Consider the following 15,227-nt stretch of genomic DNA (forward strand, 5'->3'; position numbering starts at 1 on the left):
TTCTACCCCGTTATATCTGTTTTTGTGAATGTGTTTTGCCTAGCACGAGCCTGAGAGTCGGTTTTTCAGCTTCATGCGCGTCTCTTCCCGCAGGCAGTTCCAGCTGTTGTCGATAACGGTTGCCGCCCATGCAGGCATGTTGGGAGACAAACGGTAATAGACCCACTTCCCCTCGCGACGGTCGATAACCAGCCCGGACTCGCGCAGCAACGCCATGTGGCGGGAGACCTTAGGCTGAGACTCGGTGGTTGCGGAGCAGAGATCGCAGACGCATAGCTCGCCCGCTTCGCGGAGCAGCATGACGATGGCGAGCCGCGTTTCGTCGGAGAGGGTTTTGAAGAGCTGGAGTGGGTGGAGCATGGGCGATCCTGCAGGTGGAATGGTTTATATATGTTTAATCATATATGTTTTGATTGCAGGATAGAAGCGGAGATGAGCGGTACGGGAATTTCAGGCAACAAAAAACCCATCAACCTTGAACCAAAACGGCGGGGTTGATGGGCTCCACAAATTGGGGACATCAAAGAAAAGCAGTGGCACTAGTTATGACTGCCCCCTGATAAAAAAGTTCTGCGCGTAACGAAAATAATTTTCCCCGCGCGCAAACTTAGGAGTTATCCGAGTCCCGGCCAGATGATAACGATCAGCGTACCCGCCAGCGTAAGCAGTACGTTAGCGATAGCGTACGTGCCCGCATACCCCAGTGCCGGGATGTTGCTGCGCGCGGTATCGCTGATGATTTCCATGGCCGGCGCACAGGTACGCGCGCCCATCATCGCCCCGAACAGCAGGGCGCGGTTCATGCGCAGCACGTAGGCGCCGAACAGGAAGCAGATCACCACCGGCACCAGGCTAACGATAAGTCCGGAAACCAGCATCTGCCAGCCGACGGCGCCCAGGCTGTGGCCGATACCGCTTCCCGCGCTTAAGCCCACGCCTGCCATAAACACCATCAGACCAAACTCTTTCACCATGTTCAGCGCGCCCTGCGGAATGTAGCCGAAGGTTGGGTGGTTGGCTCGCAGGAAGCCCAGCATGATCCCGGCAAACAGCAGCCCGGCGGCGTTACCGATGCCAAAACTGAAGTTGCTGAACTGGAAGGTGATCATCCCGATCATCAGGCCAACGATAAAGAAGGCGCAGAAGGCCAGCAGGTCGGTGACCTGGCTGTGAATGGAGATAAAGCCGATGCGGTCGGCAACGGTTTTCACGCGTCGCGCGTCGCCGCTGACCTGCAAAACATCGCCTTTGTTGAGCACGACGTTATCGTCGATCGGCATCTCAATCTGGCTGCGGATCACGCGGTTGAGGAAGCAGCCGTGGTCGGTCAGCTTCAGCTGCGCCAGACGGCGGCCCACGGCGTTATGGTTTTTCACCACGATCTCTTCGGTGACGATACGCATGTCGAGCAGGTCGCGGTCGAACACCTCTTTGCCGTTACGGAAGCTCGGGTCGAGACGGGCGTGGGCGTCCGGATAACCCACCAGCGCGATGTCGTCGCCCATCTGCAGCACCGCGTCGCCGTCCGGGTTCGCCAGAATGCCGTTGCGGCGGATACGTTCGATATAGCAGCCCGTCTGGCGATAAATCCCCAGCTCGCGCAGGTTTTTGCCGTCTGCCCATGCCACCAGCTCTGGCCCGACTCGATAGGCGCGGATCACCGGGAGATAGACTTTACGTTTGGAATCGGTATCCAGGCCGCGCTCGCGCGCGATTTGCTGGGCGCTGGTCTGCAGATCCTGGTGCTGTAGTTTTGGCAGGTAGCGCGCGCCGACGATCAGGCTCACCAGACCAATCAGATAGGTCAGGGCATAGCCCAGGCTCAGGTGGTCGAGGGCGGTAGAGAGCTGCGCGCCGGCCATGCCGGAATGGCGCAGGGTATCACCGGCACCCACGAGCACGGGGGTGGAGGTCATGGAGCCTGCCAGCATACCGGCCGTTAACCCGATATCCCAGCCAAACAGTTTACCCAGCCCTAACGCGATCAGCAGCGCGCTGCCGACCATCACCAGCGCCAGCATCAGATAATTTTTGCCGTCGCGGAAGAAAATTGAAAAAAAGTTCGGTCCCGCTTCCACGCCAACACAAAAAATAAACAGCATAAAGCCTAAGTTGAGCGCGTCCGTGTTAATGCTGAAGTGCTGCTGGCCTAATAATAAGGAGACGACTAAAACGCCAATGGAATTACCAAGTTGAACTGAACCCAGGCGCAATTTACCCAGGCAGAGGCCCAGCGCCAGTACCACAAATAATAACAGGATGTAATTCCCATTTAACAAGTCTGCGACGTTTATATTCACGGAGGCTAACTTCTTGTTTACCAGTAAGTTGTTGAATGAAAGGACTATTTGGGCTACTGTTTTCTGAGCCAGGGAACGTGTTCAACCCTCCCTGTTACCTAATTTATTCCCTAAAACATTAGCTGGCCGATAGTTTAATCGTATTAGCTACTGACAGCTACCTATTATCGCATCACCCTGTGCGTACTTTGGCAAGGATTGCCGCATTGCTTTATCTGACTGGGCGTCTACCCGACGAAGGTGTATTTGATAGAGATAAGTCAGGAGGATAGTTTGAACATTAAACGAAACTGGGCGGGGGTTATCAGCTGCTTTTTGCTGTTTACCGTCGTGTGCATGTCGCTCGCTTTTAATGTGAAGGGGGCATTCAGGGCTGCCGGACACCCGGAGCTGGGGCTGCTCTTTTTTACCCTGCCGGGAGCGGCAGCCAGTTTTCTTTCCCGTAAAGGGGAGGTGGTCAAGCCGCTTATTGGCGCAATGCTGGCGGCACCGCTGTGTCTGCTGCTGATGCGCATGCTGTATGTATCAACGCGAAGTTTCTGGCAGGAGATGGCGTGGTTGCTGAGCGGCGTCTTCTGGTGCGCCCTCGGCGCGCTGTGCTATTTGTTTGTATGCAGCCTGATTAAGCATCGACGGCACCACAAATAAAAACGCCCTCCGGGTGAGGGCGTCTTCGCATTACTGGGCGGCAAACAGGCCCAGATGCTCTTTGGCGTAAGCTTCAAAGTCAGTGCAACCGCCGATGTGTTTCTGATCGAGGAAGATCTGCGGTACGGTTTCAACCGGCTTGCCGACGGTTTTTTCGAGATCCGCTTTGGTGATGCCTTCCGCGTGGATGTCCACGTAGCGGAAGTTGAAGTCATCGCGCTCTTCGGTCAGTTTCTCAGCCAGCTCTTTCGCGCGCACACAGTAAGGGCACCCTGGACGACCAAAAATTACTGCAAACATTTCTCTCTCCTCAAAAAACAAGCCTGACGGCGAATAGGACATATAGTGCCCGATAACCTGTCGCCATTAAAGAAGGTTTCGCCTGTCGCTTTGATACAGTAAGGCTATGTTTCGCCAATTACACCGCGCAAATCATTGCCTATACTGGCTGCCATACGGTTTAAGCAAGACAAAGAGAGACAAGATGACGCCAACCATAGACCTGCTCACATCCCACCGTTCCATTCGCCACTTCACCGACGAGCCGATTACCGAGGCGCAGCGCGAAGCGATTATTAACAGCGCCAGGGCGACCTCCAGCTCCAGCTTTCTGCAGTGCAGCTCGATTATCCGCATTACCGACCCGGCCATGCGTGAACAGCTGGTCGCGCTGACCGGCGGACAGAAGCATGTGGCCCAGGCCGCGGAGTTCTGGGTGTTCTGCGCCGACTTTAACCGCCACCTGCAGATCTGCCCTGAGGCCGAGCTGGGGCTGGCCGAACAGCTGCTGCTGGGCGTGGTGGATACCGCACTGATGGCGCAAAACGCCTTTACGGCGGCGGAGTCGCTGGGATTAGGCGGCGTATATATCGGTGGCCTGCGTAACAACATTGAAAGCGTGACCGAGCTGCTGAAGCTGCCAAAACACGTCCTGCCGCTGTTCGGCCTGTGCCTCGGCTGGCCTGCGGATAACCCGGATCTGAAGCCGCGTATTCCTGCCGCCATGCTGGTGCACGAAAACCACTACCAGCCGGTCGATCAGGACGTTCTGAATCAATATGATGAAGAGCTGGCGAACTACTACCTGACGCGCGGCAGCAATAACCGTCGCGATACCTGGACTGACCATATTCGTCGCACCATCATTAAAGAAAACCGCCCGTTTATTCTTGATTACCTGCACAAACAGGGCTGGGCGACGCGATAGTCCATTCCGCCTGCGCCTGCCTGCGTATATGATATGCAGGCTTTTTCCATGTCTTCAGAGAGGTGCAGGGTGAAAATTGCCATATTGTCCCGGGATGGAACGCTCTATTCATGTAAGCGCCTGCGAGACGCGGCGGCGAAACGCGGGCATCAGGTTGAGATCCTCGACCCGATGTCCTGCTATATGAACATTGACCCGGCCGCCTCATCGATTCACTACAAAGGCCGCAAGCTGCCGCACTTTGATGCGGTGATCCCGCGCATCGGCTCCCAGATCACCTATTACGGCACCGCCGCGCTGCGCCAGTTCGAGATGTTGGGCAGCTATCCGCTTAACGAATCCGTCGCCATTTCGCGCGCCCGCGACAAGCTGCGCTCGCTGCAGCTCCTCGCCCGTCAGGGGATCGATCTTCCGGTTACGGGGATTGCCCATTCACCGGACGACACCAGCGATCTTATCGATATGGTGGGCGGTGCGCCTTTGGTCATCAAGCTGGTGGAAGGCACGCAGGGCATTGGCGTGGTGCTGGCGGAAACGCGTCAGGCGGCGGAGAGCGTGATTGATGCCTTTCGGGGTCTCAATGCCCACATTCTGGTGCAGGAGTACATCGAAGAGGCGAAAGGGCGCGATATTCGCTGCTTCGTGGTCGGCAATGAAGTGGTGGCGGCCATCGAGCGCCAGGCGAAAGAGGGCGATTTCCGCTCTAACCTTCACCGCGGCGGCGTGGCGAGGGTAGCTGATATTAGCGATCGCGAACGGGAAATTGCCGTCAAAGCGGCGCAAACCCTGGGGCTGGACGTGGCGGGCGTAGACCTTCTGCGGGCGACGCGCGGGCCGCTGGTCATGGAGGTGAACGCTTCGCCGGGGCTGGAAGGCGTAGAAAAAACCACAGGTGTCGATATTGCAGGTAAAATGATCGCATGGATCGAGCGTCATGCCACGCCAGGCTACTGTCTGAAAACGGGCGGTTAAATGGTATTGAACGCACTTTTTGCGTAATCTATACCCTAAATAATTCGAGTTGCAGGAAGGCGGCAAGGGAGTGAATCCCCTGGAGCTTACATTAGTAAGTGACTGGGGTGAACGAGCGCAGCCAACGCACATGCAACTTGAAGTATGACGGGTATATGCGAAGTTTTTAATTAAGAGGCTGCACAGCGATGGATTTACAGGTCGTACCTACACTGGATACGTTACGTCAATGGCTTGATGATGCCGGAATTACGTTCTTCGAATGCGATTCCTGCCAGGCGCTGCATCTGCCTCATATGCAGAATTTCGACGGCATTTTCGATGCCAAAATCGATCTCATTAACGACGTGATCCTTTTCTCCGCGCTGGCCGAAGTGAAGCCCTCCGCGCTGCTGGCGCTGGCCTCCGACCTGTCAGCGATCAACGCCAGTTCTTTGACGGTGAAAGCATTTCTCGACATACAGGATGATAATCTGCCAAAACTGGTCGTTTGCCAGTCTTTATTCTCCGGTGCCGGGCTGTCGTTCAAGCAGTTCTCCTGGTTTATGCGCTTGAGCGAAGAGCAAATTTCCATGGTCATGATGGAAGCCAATGCACACCATCTGCTGTATAGCGCGGAAGATGATGCAGAGAATAATGATGCATCTCCCAATTTTCTTCACTAAGCCTGTCTGACTTTTGCGCAGTCGCTGCCATAGCGGCTGCAGAAGGCCATTTTTTCTGCTGCTTTTAACCTTTCTTTAAAGAATTTTTCACCTCCCTGAAGGCCGTTTCGGCTTATCACGTAGACATAACCTGCATAAAAAATTGATAAAAGGCGTTTTTTCGTCTGGGCTATAGCCGGAGACACGGGCTACAGTTATTCTTGCGATGCTTAAAAAAGCGAGCGGAAGCTGCCGGGTAAAGAGGTTTCTTTTTATTTTGGGCAGAGCGACAAACTATGCATGATTATTGCATATCTTCAGGTTGCACAGTTTTAGTTCGTTTGTTAACGAGCTTTCAGAAGGAATAAAGATATGATCGCCTTGAATAAAAAATGGTTATCGGGTCTGGTTGCGGGTGCTCTGATGGCCGTCTCTGCCGGCACGCTCGCTGCGGAACAAAAAACGCTGCACGTTTACAACTGGTCTGACTATATCGCGCCGGACACGGTGGCGAATTTTGAAAAAGAGACCGGCATTAAAGTGGTCTACGACGTATTCGATTCCAACGAAGTGCTGGAAGGAAAACTGATGGCGGGCAGCACCGGGTTTGATCTCGTGGTGCCTTCCGCAAGCTTCCTCGAGCGTCAGCTGACGGCAGGCGTCTTCCAGCCTCTGGACAAGAGCAAGTTACCGAACTGGAAAAACCTCGATCCGGAAGTGCTGAAGCTAGTGGCGAAGCATGACCCGGACAACAAATACGCCATGCCTTACCTGTGGGCGACCACCGGTATCGGCTACAACGTGGATAAAGTCAAAGCGGTGCTGGGCCCGGACGTCAAGCTGGACAGCTGGGACGTGGTGCTGAAGCCGGAAAACCTTGAGAAGCTGAAAAGCTGCGGCGTCTCCTTCCTCGATGCGCCGGAAGAGATTTTCGCCACCGTGCTGAACTACCTGGGCAAAGACCCGAACAGCAGTAAAGCCGATGATTACACCGGCCCGGCGACCGATCTGCTGCTGAAGCTGCGTCCAAACATTCGTTACTTCCACTCGTCTCAGTACATTAACGACCTGGCGAACGGCGACATCTGCGTCGCGATCGGCTGGGCAGGGGACGTGTGGCAGGCGGCTAACCGCGCGAAAGAGGCGAAAAACGGCGTGAACGTCTCTTACTTCATTCCGAAAGAGGGGGCGCTGGCGTTCTTCGACGTCTTCGCGATGCCGGCTGATGCGAAAAACAAAGACGAAGCGTATCAGTTCCTCAACTACCTGATGCGTCCTGAGGTGATCGCCCACATCAGCGACCACGTTTACTACGCGAACGGTAACAAGGCCTCCGTGCCGCTGGTAAGCGAAGAAATCCGTAACAACCCGGCTATCTATCCGCCAGCGGATGTGTTCGCCAAGCTCTTCACCCTGAAAGTGCAGGATCCAAAAATTGACCGCGTGCGTACCCGCGCGTGGACCAAGGTGAAAAGCGGTAAATAACGGCGTTGGGTATTGTTGCCTGGTGGCGCTGTCGCCTACCGGGCCTGTACAACCCGTAGGCCGGGCAAGCGTTAGCGCCGCCCGGCGATGCGCACCCTGACGGTGCGTTTGCACCAGTACTGATCTATGCCGGAGAACACCCCGTGAATGACGCGATCCCCCGCCCGCAGGCGAAAGTCCGTAAAGCGCTGACCCCGCTTCTTGAAATTCGTAACCTCACCAAATCTTTCGATGGCCAGCATGCCGTGGACGACGTCAGCCTGACTATCTATAAAGGCGAAATTTTTGCCCTCCTGGGAGCTTCTGGCTGCGGAAAATCGACCCTGCTGCGTATGCTGGCCGGTTTTGAACAGCCCACCGCCGGGCAAATCATGCTTGATGGCGTGGATCTCTCCAGCGTGCCGCCGTATCAGCGCCCGATTAACATGATGTTCCAGTCCTACGCGCTGTTCCCGCACATGACGGTGGAGCAGAACATCGCCTTTGGCCTGAAGCAGGACAAGCTGCCGAAGGCCGAAATTACCGCGCGCGTGGCCGAGATGCTGAGCCTGGTGCACATGCAGGAGTTCGCGAAGCGTAAGCCGCACCAGCTCTCCGGCGGCCAGCGCCAGCGCGTGGCTCTGGCTCGCAGTCTGGCAAAACGGCCGAAATTATTGTTGCTCGATGAGCCGATGGGCGCGCTGGATAAAAAACTGCGCGACCGTATGCAGCTCGAAGTGGTGGATATCCTCGAGCGCGTGGGGGTGACCTGCGTGATGGTGACCCACGACCAGGAAGAAGCGATGACCATGGCCGGACGCATCGCGATCATGAACCGCGGGAAGTTCGTGCAGATTGGCGAGCCGGAAGAGATTTATGAGCACCCGACCACCCGCTACAGCGCGGAGTTTATCGGCTCGGTCAACGTCTTCGAAGGGCTGCTGAAAGATCGTCAGGAGGATGGCCTGGTCATCGAATCGCCGGGGCTGCAGCATCCGCTTAAGGTCGATCCGGATAACTCCGTGGTGGATAACGTGCCGGTCTACGTCGCGCTGCGTCCGGAGAAGATCATGCTCTGTGAGGATCCGCCTGCCGATGGCTATAACTTTGCCGTGGGCGAAGTGGTGCACATTGCCTACCTGGGCGATCTGTCTATCTACCACGTGCGGCTGAAAAGCGGGCAGATGCTCAGCGCGCAGCTACAGAACGAACATCGCTACCGCAAGGGGCAGCCAACATGGGGTGACGAAGTGCGCCTGTGCTGGGATGCTGACAGTTGCGTCGTGCTGACGGTATAAGGAGCTGCAAATGAGTGCACTTGAACCTCCAGCTCGCGCAGAAAAGCCGGGCGGTTTTGCCCAGTGGCTAACGCGCTTGCAGATGAACCACGGCCGCAAGCTGGTGATTGCCATGCCGTATGTGTGGCTGATCCTGCTGTTCCTGCTGCCGTTCCTGATTGTTTTCAAGATAAGCCTGGCGGAAATGGCGCGGGCGATCCCGCCCTATACCAACCTGCTGGACTGGGCCGACGGGCAGCTGACGCTGACGCTTAATCTCGGCAACTTCCTGCAGCTCACCGACGATCCGCTCTATTTCGAAGCGTATCTGCAGTCGCTGCAGGTGGCGGCGATTTCGACGCTCTGCTGTCTGGTGATGGGCTACCCGCTGGCGTGGGCGGTGGCGCACAGCAAACCGTCGACGCGTAACATCCTGCTGCTGCTGGTGATCCTGCCGTCGTGGACCTCGTTCCTGATCCGCGTTTATGCCTGGATGGGGATCCTGAAAAACAACGGCGTGCTGAATAACTTTCTGATGTGGCTCGGGGTTATCGATCAGCCGCTGACGATCCTGCACACCAACCTCGCGGTCTATATCGGCATTGTGTACGCCTATCTGCCGTTTATGGTGCTGCCGATCTACACGGCCCTGACGCGTATTGATTACTCGCTGGTGGAAGCGTCGCTCGATCTTGGCGCCCGTCCGTTAAAAACCTTCTTCAGCGTCATTGTCCCGCTGACCAAAGGCGGCATTATCGCTGGGTCAATGCTGGTCTTTATCCCGGCGGTAGGGGAGTTTGTGATCCCGGAACTGCTCGGCGGCCCGGACAGCATCATGATTGGCCGCGTGCTGTGGCAGGAGTTCTTCAATAACCGCGACTGGCCGGTGGCCTCGGCGGTAGCGATTGTTATGCTCCTGCTGCTGATCGTGCCGATCATGTGGTTCCACAAGCATCAGCAGAAACAGATGGGAGACCACGGATGAACAACTTACCGGTAGTGCGCTCCCCGTGGCGAATTGCGATCCTGGTGATCGGCTTTACCTTCCTGTATGCGCCGATGCTGATGCTGGTGATCTACTCGTTCAACAGCTCTAAGCTGGTAACGGTCTGGGCTGGCTGGTCGACGCGCTGGTACAGCGAGCTGTTCCACGACGATGCGATGATGAGCGCGGTGGGGCTGAGCCTGACCATTGCTGCCCTTGCGGCGACAATGGCGTCGGTGCTGGGCACGATCGCCGCGCTGGTGATGGTACGCTTCGGGCGTTTTCGTGGCTCAAACGGGTTCGCGTTTATGATCACCGCGCCGCTGGTCATGCCGGACGTGATCACCGGTCTCGCGCTGCTGCTGCTGTTCGTGGCCCTGGCGCACGCCATCGGCTGGCCGGCGGATCGCGGCATGCTCACCATCTGGCTGGCGCACGTCACCTTCTGTACGGCCTACGTGGCGGTTGTGATCTCCTCGCGCATGCGCGAGCTGGATCGCTCCATTGAAGAGGCGGCGATGGATCTTGGCGCGACGCCGCTGAAGGTCTTTTTCATCATTACCCTGCCGATGATTATGCCGGCGGTGATCTCCGGCTGGCTGCTGGCGTTTACGCTGTCGCTGGACGATCTGGTTATCGCCAGCTTTGTCTCCGGACCGGGCGCGACGACGCTGCCTATGCTGGTCTTCTCCAGCGTGCGCATGGGAGTCAACCCGGAGATCAACGCCCTGGCTTCCATCATCCTCGGCGTGGTCGGAATTGTCGGATTTATCGCCTGGTATTTGATGGCGCGCGCGGAAAAACAGCGCGTGCGCGATATCCAGCGTGCAAGACGCGGCTGAAGGATTTAAAATTTCCAGTGAAGTGCCGCGCATGACGCGGCACTGTTTTTCAGGGAAGTAAAACATTGGGATTATTAAAAAAATCACGTACTACGCACGCGCGTCCTAACGTACCTGCTCTGGTTCAGGTGGCGGCGCTCGCCATTATTATGATCCGCTGCCTGGACGTGCTGATGATTCTGAACACCCTGGGCGTGCGCGGCATCGGTGAATTCATTCACCGCAGCGTGCAGACGTGGAATCTGACGCTGGTCTTTTTGAGCAGCCTGGTGCTGGTGTTTATCGAGATCTACTGCGCGTTTTCGCTGGTCAAAGGGCGCAACTGGGCGCGCTGGGTCTATCTGCTGACGCAAATTACCGCCGCCAGCTATCTGTGGGCCGCCTCGCTGGGATACGGTTACCCGGAGCTGTTCAGCATTGCCGGGGAATCCAAACGCGAGATCCTGCGCGCGCTGTTTATGCAAAAACTTCCGGATATGCTGGTGCTCTGTCTACTCTTCGTTCCGGCCTCAAGCCGGCGGTTCTTCCGCCTGCAATAATGTGTATAATCGCAGCCCTCGTGATTCTTAAGGTTTTCATATGCAGTGCGCACTCTATGACGCCGGACGCTGCCGCTCCTGTCAGTGGATAGAACAGCCGGTCTCTCAACAACTCACCGCCAAAATGGCCGACCTGCAACAGCTGCTGGCAGCACAAGCGGTGGGCGAGTGGTGCGCACCCGTCAGTGGCCCGGAGCTGGGCTTTCGTAATAAGGCCAAAATGGTGGTCAGCGGCAGCGTTGAAAAACCGCTGCTGGGAATGCTGCACCGCGACGGCACGCCGGAAGACCTGACCGGCTGCCCGCTGTATCCCGCCTCGTTTGAACCCGTCTTTGCCGCGCTGAAACCGTTTATCGCGCGTGCAGGGTTAACGCCTTACAGCGTCGCCCGCAGGCGCGGCGAGCTGAAGTACCTTCTGCTGACGGAAAGCCAACTCGACGGCGGCATGATGCTGCGCTTCGTGCTGCGCTCGGAAGCCAAGCTGGAGCAGCTGCGCGCGGCGCTGCCGTGGCTGCAGGAACAGCTGCCGCAGCTGAAGGTCATTACGGCGAATATTCAGCCGGTGCATATGGCGATCATGGAAGGGGAGAAAGAGATTTTCTTCACCGACCAGCACGCGCTGGCCGAAAGCTTCAACGGCGTGCCGCTGTGGATCCGCCCGCAAAGCTTCTTCCAGACCAACCCGACCGTGGCAAGCAGCCTGTACGCCACCGCCCGCGACTGGGTTCGTGCGTTAAACGTCCATCATATGTGGGATCTCTTCTGCGGCGTGGGCGGCTTTGGCCTGCACTGCGCCACGCCAGAGATGCAGCTCACCGGAATAGAGATTTCTGCCGAAGCAATAGCCTGCGCGAAACAGTCCGCCGCCGGGCTGGGGTTAACGAATCTGCACTTCCAGGCGCTGGACTCCACGCAGTTTGCGACCGGCCAGGGCAACGTGCCGGAGCTGGTGCTGGTCAACCCGCCGCGCCGCGGCATCGGCAAGGCGCTGTGCGACTACCTGAGCCAGATGGCGCCCGAGTACATCGTCTATTCCAGCTGTAACGCCCAGACCATGGCGAAAGACATCGCCAGCCTGCCGGGCTACCGCATTGAACGCGTTCAGCTTTTCGATATGTTCCCGCATACCGCGCATTATGAAGTGTTGACGTTGCTCGTGAAATCTTAAACAAAATGTGAACTCTTCCCCCGCTCGAAATCAGGTAAGCTTACGTCATAAGAAATGATTGAAGGCTTACCCATGAAGCAGATCCTGCTGGTGGAAGACGACCACGATATCGCGGCGCTTCTGCGACTCAATTTAGAAGACGAAGGCTATGCCATCACCCACGAGCCCGACGGGGGCAAGGCCTTACAGCGTCTTGAAAAACAGCCGTGGGATGCGGTGATCCTCGACCTGATGCTGCCCAGCGTTGACGGTCTGGAGATTTGCCGCCGTATCCGTCAGATGACGCGCTACCTGCCGGTGATCATCATCAGCGCCCGCAGCAGCGAGACCGACCGCATTACCGGGCTGGAAACCGGCGCCGATGATTATCTGGCTAAGCCGTTTTCGGTGCAGGAACTCATTGCGCGCATAAAAGCGCTGTTCCGTCGTCAGCAGGCGATGGGGCAGGCGCAAACCGACGGTCAAATTCAGGCCCACGGTCTGACCATCGATCCTCTGGCGCGCAGCGTGCTGCTTCACGGTCAGGTGGTGGATCTCACCCCGCGCGAGTTCGAGCTGCTGTACTTTTTTGCCCGTCATCCCGGCGAGGTCTTTTCGCGTCTGGCGCTGCTGGAGCAGGTCTGGGGCTATCAGCACGAAGGCTATGAGCATACCGTTAACACCCATATCAACCGCCTGCGCATCAAGATTGAGAAGGACGCCGCCGAGCCGGAGATTATTCGCACCGTCTGGGGCAAGGGCTATAAATTTGCGGAGCCAAATCATGATGCGCCGCTTTAGCCTGAGTCAGCGCCTGACGCTGCTGTTCATTCTGCTGATGATTCTCTGCGCCACCGTCGCCTGCGCCGTGCAGCTCTACACCAGTACGCAGTACGGTAACGCGATGGTGCAGCGGCTGTCGGGCGGGCTGGCGCAGCAGATAGTCCAGCGTGAACCGATTCTGGACGCGCAGGGCAGGGTCGACCGAAGGGCTCTCAAGCCGCTGTTCGATCGGCTGATGACCTTTAATCCGAGCGTTGAGCTGTACGTTGTCTCCCCGGACGGCGATATCCTGGCCGATGCCGCACCGCCGGGCCACATTCAGCGGCAAAAAATCGATCTGGCACCGGTTCAGACCTTCCTGAGCGGTACCGCCATACCGGTCCTGGGCGACGATCCTCGGAGTCAAAATAAAAAGGTCTTTAGCGCCACGCCGCTGCGGCAGGACGGCGAGCTTAAGGGCTACCTGTACATTATTTTGCAGGGCGAAGAGTCAAACGCCCTGGCGGAAATGGCCTGGCATAAGGCGCTGTGGAGCACGGTGCTGTGGTCATTGCTGTGGGTCGCGCTGTTTGGCCTGCTGGCAGGTTTACTGATCTGGTACTGGGTCACGCGCCCGGTAAAACAGCTGACGGTGGAGCTCGCCGGGCTGGAGCAGGACAGCATCAGCGCTATCAGACAGCTGGCGGCGCAGCCGTCGGACGCGGCGGCAAAGGATGAAGTGGCGATCCTGCGCAACAGCTTTATCGAGCTGGCACGCAAAATCACCCGCCAGTGGGACCAGCTGGCCGACAGCGATCGCCAGCGCCGGGAGTTTATCGCCAACATTTCGCACGATCTCCGTACGCCGCTGACCTCGCTGCTGGGCTATCTGGAAACTCTGTCGCTAAAAGCCGCAACGCTGACGCCGCAGGAGCACCAGCAGTATCTCGCCACCGCGCTGCGTCAGGGACAAAAAGTCCGTCATCTTTCGCAGCAGCTGTTCGAGCTGGCGCGTCTTGAGCACGGCGGCATTAAGCCGCAGCGCGAGCGTTTCGCGATGGGGGAGCTGATTTCCGACGTGGCGCAGAAGTTTGAGCTCACCGCCCGCACGCGAGAAGTGAATCTGCATATTGACGTGCCGGGACCGCTGCCGCTGATTAACGCCGACGTGTCGATGATCGAACGCGTGGTGACCAACCTGCTCGATAACGCGATGCGCCATACGCCATCTGGCGGGGAAATTCGTCTGGCGGTCTGGCAGGAGAATGAACGGCTTCAGGTCGAAGTGGCTGACAGCGGAACGGGCGTGGATGCCTCGCTGCGCGACGATCTGTTCCAGCGGCCATCGGCGTTGAACACCCAGGCATCGCGGGAGAATCGCGGCGGACTGGGGCTGTTAATCGTGAAACGTATGCTGGAGCTGCACGGCGGTGGGATCAGGCTGATGGAGTCGGTGAGCGGGGCGCGGTTCAGGTTCTTTGTGCCGTTGTGAGAGAGTGCCGGGTGGCGGCTTCGCCTTACCCGGCCTACAGACTACCACCCCCGTAGGCCGGGCCACCCGGCAAAAAAATCTTACTGCGGGAACCACTGCTCGCTGATTTTCTGATACGTACCGTCAGCTTTAATCGCTTTCAGCGCGCCGTTCAGTTTTTCCAGCAGGGCCTTGTTATCCGGACGTACCGCGATGCCCAGACCCGTGCCGAAGTACTGCGGATCGGTCACTTTCTCGGTTGCGGTGCCCAGCTGCGGATTGGTTTTCAGCCATTCGTTCACCACGGCGGTATCGCCGAACACGCCGTCGATGCGGCCATTTTTCAGGTCGATAATCGCGTTCTGGTAGCTGTCATAAGCCACGGTTTTCACTTCAGGATGTTTGTCCTGGAGGTATTTCTGGTGCGTGGTGCCGTTTTCCATCCCGATGCGTTTGCCTTTCAGCTGATCGAAAGAGGTATAGGCACCTTTCTTCGCAATCACGACCGCCGAGTTGGCGTAGTACGGGTCGGTAAACGCAACCTGCTTGCTGCGCTCAGGCGTGATGTCCATCCCGGAGATCACCGCGTCGTATTTTTTGAATTTCAGCGACGGGATCAGGCTGTCGAAGGCATGGTTGGTAAAGGTGCAGTCGGCCTGCATTTGTTTGCACAGCGCTTTCGCCAGGTCAATGTCGAAACCCACGATCTGGTTGCTGGCATCCAGCGATTCAAACGGCGGATAGGTGGCGGACACGCCAAAATTGATTTTATCAGCTGCGGATGCGCCAGCGGCGAAGGTGGCGAGCAATGCGGCCAGAACTAACTTTTTCATTGTAATACTCCCGTCTGTCTTATTTATGCGCCGTGTCTGCGGCATGGATGTACAATGCCATTTAATGAATTTATATGCAATAAAAATGATTAAGTATTATTTTTATGGCAAAAAAAAGCGGATAACCAAAAAGTTA

16 protein-coding genes are annotated in these 15,227 nt (G+C 57.1%); 12 read left to right on the plus strand and 4 right to left on the minus strand.

From position 1 onward, the window contains the following. Nucleotides 1-39: 39 nt before the first annotated feature. Both HB664_RS10115 and HB664_RS10120 read right to left on the minus strand, forming a co-directional pair. The gene (locus tag HB664_RS10115; RefSeq protein ID WP_087822251.1) at nt 40-360 is read right to left on the minus strand and encodes a metalloregulator ArsR/SmtB family transcription factor; all 321 of its coding nucleotides are present in this window, start codon (nt 358-360) and stop codon (nt 40-42) included. A 254-nt stretch (nt 361-614) separates the two neighbouring features. Continuing rightward, nucleotides 615-2,300 carry an aspartate:alanine antiporter gene (locus HB664_RS10120; protein ID WP_029739442.1) on the minus strand — a complete coding sequence of 562 codons (1,686 nt, stop codon included), beginning with the start codon at nt 2,298-2,300 and terminating at the stop codon, nt 615-617. A gap of 273 nt (nt 2,301-2,573) precedes the next feature. Between HB664_RS10120 and HB664_RS10125 the strand changes: the two genes are divergently transcribed. Beyond that, nucleotides 2,574-2,948, plus strand: coding sequence for an inner membrane protein YbjM (locus HB664_RS10125; protein ID WP_033145040.1), 375 nt, complete (start codon nt 2,574-2,576; stop codon nt 2,946-2,948). A gap of 30 nt (nt 2,949-2,978) precedes the next feature. Here the strand turns inward: HB664_RS10125 and HB664_RS10130 are convergent, their stop codons facing one another. After that, nucleotides 2,979-3,248, minus strand: coding sequence for a GrxA family glutaredoxin (locus HB664_RS10130; protein WP_006809455.1), 270 nt, complete (start codon nt 3,246-3,248; stop codon nt 2,979-2,981). Between the two features lie 184 nt (nt 3,249-3,432). On the opposite strand from HB664_RS10130, the gene nfsA reads away from it, so the two are divergent. From nfsA to HB664_RS10185, 11 genes are all read left to right on the plus strand, one after another. Then, nucleotides 3,433-4,155 (plus strand): nitroreductase NfsA, encoded by a 723-nt coding sequence (gene nfsA, locus HB664_RS10135; RefSeq protein ID WP_033145041.1) that lies wholly within the window; start codon nt 3,433-3,435, stop codon nt 4,153-4,155. Between the two features lie 69 nt (nt 4,156-4,224). Further along, nucleotides 4,225-5,127 (plus strand): 30S ribosomal protein S6--L-glutamate ligase, encoded by a 903-nt coding sequence (gene rimK, locus HB664_RS10140; protein WP_033145042.1) that lies wholly within the window; start codon nt 4,225-4,227, stop codon nt 5,125-5,127. A 188-nt stretch (nt 5,128-5,315) separates the two neighbouring features. After that, the gene (locus tag HB664_RS10145) at nt 5,316-5,792 is read left to right on the plus strand and encodes a YbjN domain-containing protein (RefSeq protein WP_014169308.1); all 477 of its coding nucleotides are present in this window, start codon (nt 5,316-5,318) and stop codon (nt 5,790-5,792) included. 351 nt (nt 5,793-6,143) lie between these two features. Then, nucleotides 6,144-7,256, plus strand: coding sequence for a spermidine/putrescine ABC transporter substrate-binding protein PotF (gene potF / locus HB664_RS10150; protein WP_023335062.1), 1,113 nt, complete (start codon nt 6,144-6,146; stop codon nt 7,254-7,256). 143 nt (nt 7,257-7,399) lie between these two features. Further along, complete coding sequence (potG, locus tag HB664_RS10155) at nt 7,400-8,533, plus strand: putrescine ABC transporter ATP-binding subunit PotG (protein ID WP_024907855.1); 1,134 nt, start codon at nt 7,400-7,402, stop codon at nt 8,531-8,533. A 10-nt stretch (nt 8,534-8,543) separates the two neighbouring features. Further along, nucleotides 8,544-9,497 (plus strand): putrescine ABC transporter permease PotH, encoded by a 954-nt coding sequence (potH, locus tag HB664_RS10160; protein WP_033145043.1) that lies wholly within the window; start codon nt 8,544-8,546, stop codon nt 9,495-9,497. Then, complete coding sequence (potI, locus tag HB664_RS10165; RefSeq protein ID WP_029739447.1) at nt 9,494-10,339, plus strand: putrescine ABC transporter permease PotI; 846 nt, start codon at nt 9,494-9,496, stop codon at nt 10,337-10,339. Before potH ends, potI begins: the two co-directional genes overlap by 4 nt. A gap of 65 nt (nt 10,340-10,404) precedes the next feature. Further along, nucleotides 10,405-10,878, plus strand: a complete 474-nt coding sequence (locus tag HB664_RS10170; RefSeq protein WP_023310935.1) for a YbjO family protein — start codon at nt 10,405-10,407, stop codon at nt 10,876-10,878. Nucleotides 10,879-10,918: 40 nt separating this feature from the next. Next, nucleotides 10,919-12,046, plus strand: a complete 1,128-nt coding sequence (rlmC, locus tag HB664_RS10175; protein ID WP_064672194.1) for a 23S rRNA (uracil(747)-C(5))-methyltransferase RlmC — start codon at nt 10,919-10,921, stop codon at nt 12,044-12,046. Nucleotides 12,047-12,118: 72 nt separating this feature from the next. Next, nucleotides 12,119-12,826 carry a response regulator transcription factor gene (locus HB664_RS10180; RefSeq protein ID WP_048979684.1) on the plus strand — a complete coding sequence of 236 codons (708 nt, stop codon included), beginning with the start codon at nt 12,119-12,121 and terminating at the stop codon, nt 12,824-12,826. After that, entirely contained in the window at nt 12,810-14,279 is a 1,470-nt protein-coding gene (locus tag HB664_RS10185) for an ATP-binding protein (RefSeq protein ID WP_219940746.1), read from the plus strand. Before HB664_RS10180 ends, HB664_RS10185 begins: the two co-directional genes overlap by 17 nt. Nucleotides 14,280-14,359: 80 nt before the next feature. On the opposite strand, the gene artJ is transcribed toward HB664_RS10185, so the two are convergent. Next, nucleotides 14,360-15,091: an arginine ABC transporter substrate-binding protein ArtJ gene (gene artJ / locus HB664_RS10190; protein WP_021240923.1), complete on the minus strand. Its 732-nt coding sequence runs from the start codon at nt 15,089-15,091 to the stop codon at nt 14,360-14,362. Nucleotides 15,092-15,227: the final 136 nt, after the last annotated feature.

The sequence above is a fragment of the Enterobacter sp. DNB-S2 genome (assembly GCF_019443845.1).
GTDB lineage: Bacteria > Pseudomonadota > Gammaproteobacteria > Enterobacterales > Enterobacteriaceae > Enterobacter > Enterobacter asburiae_B.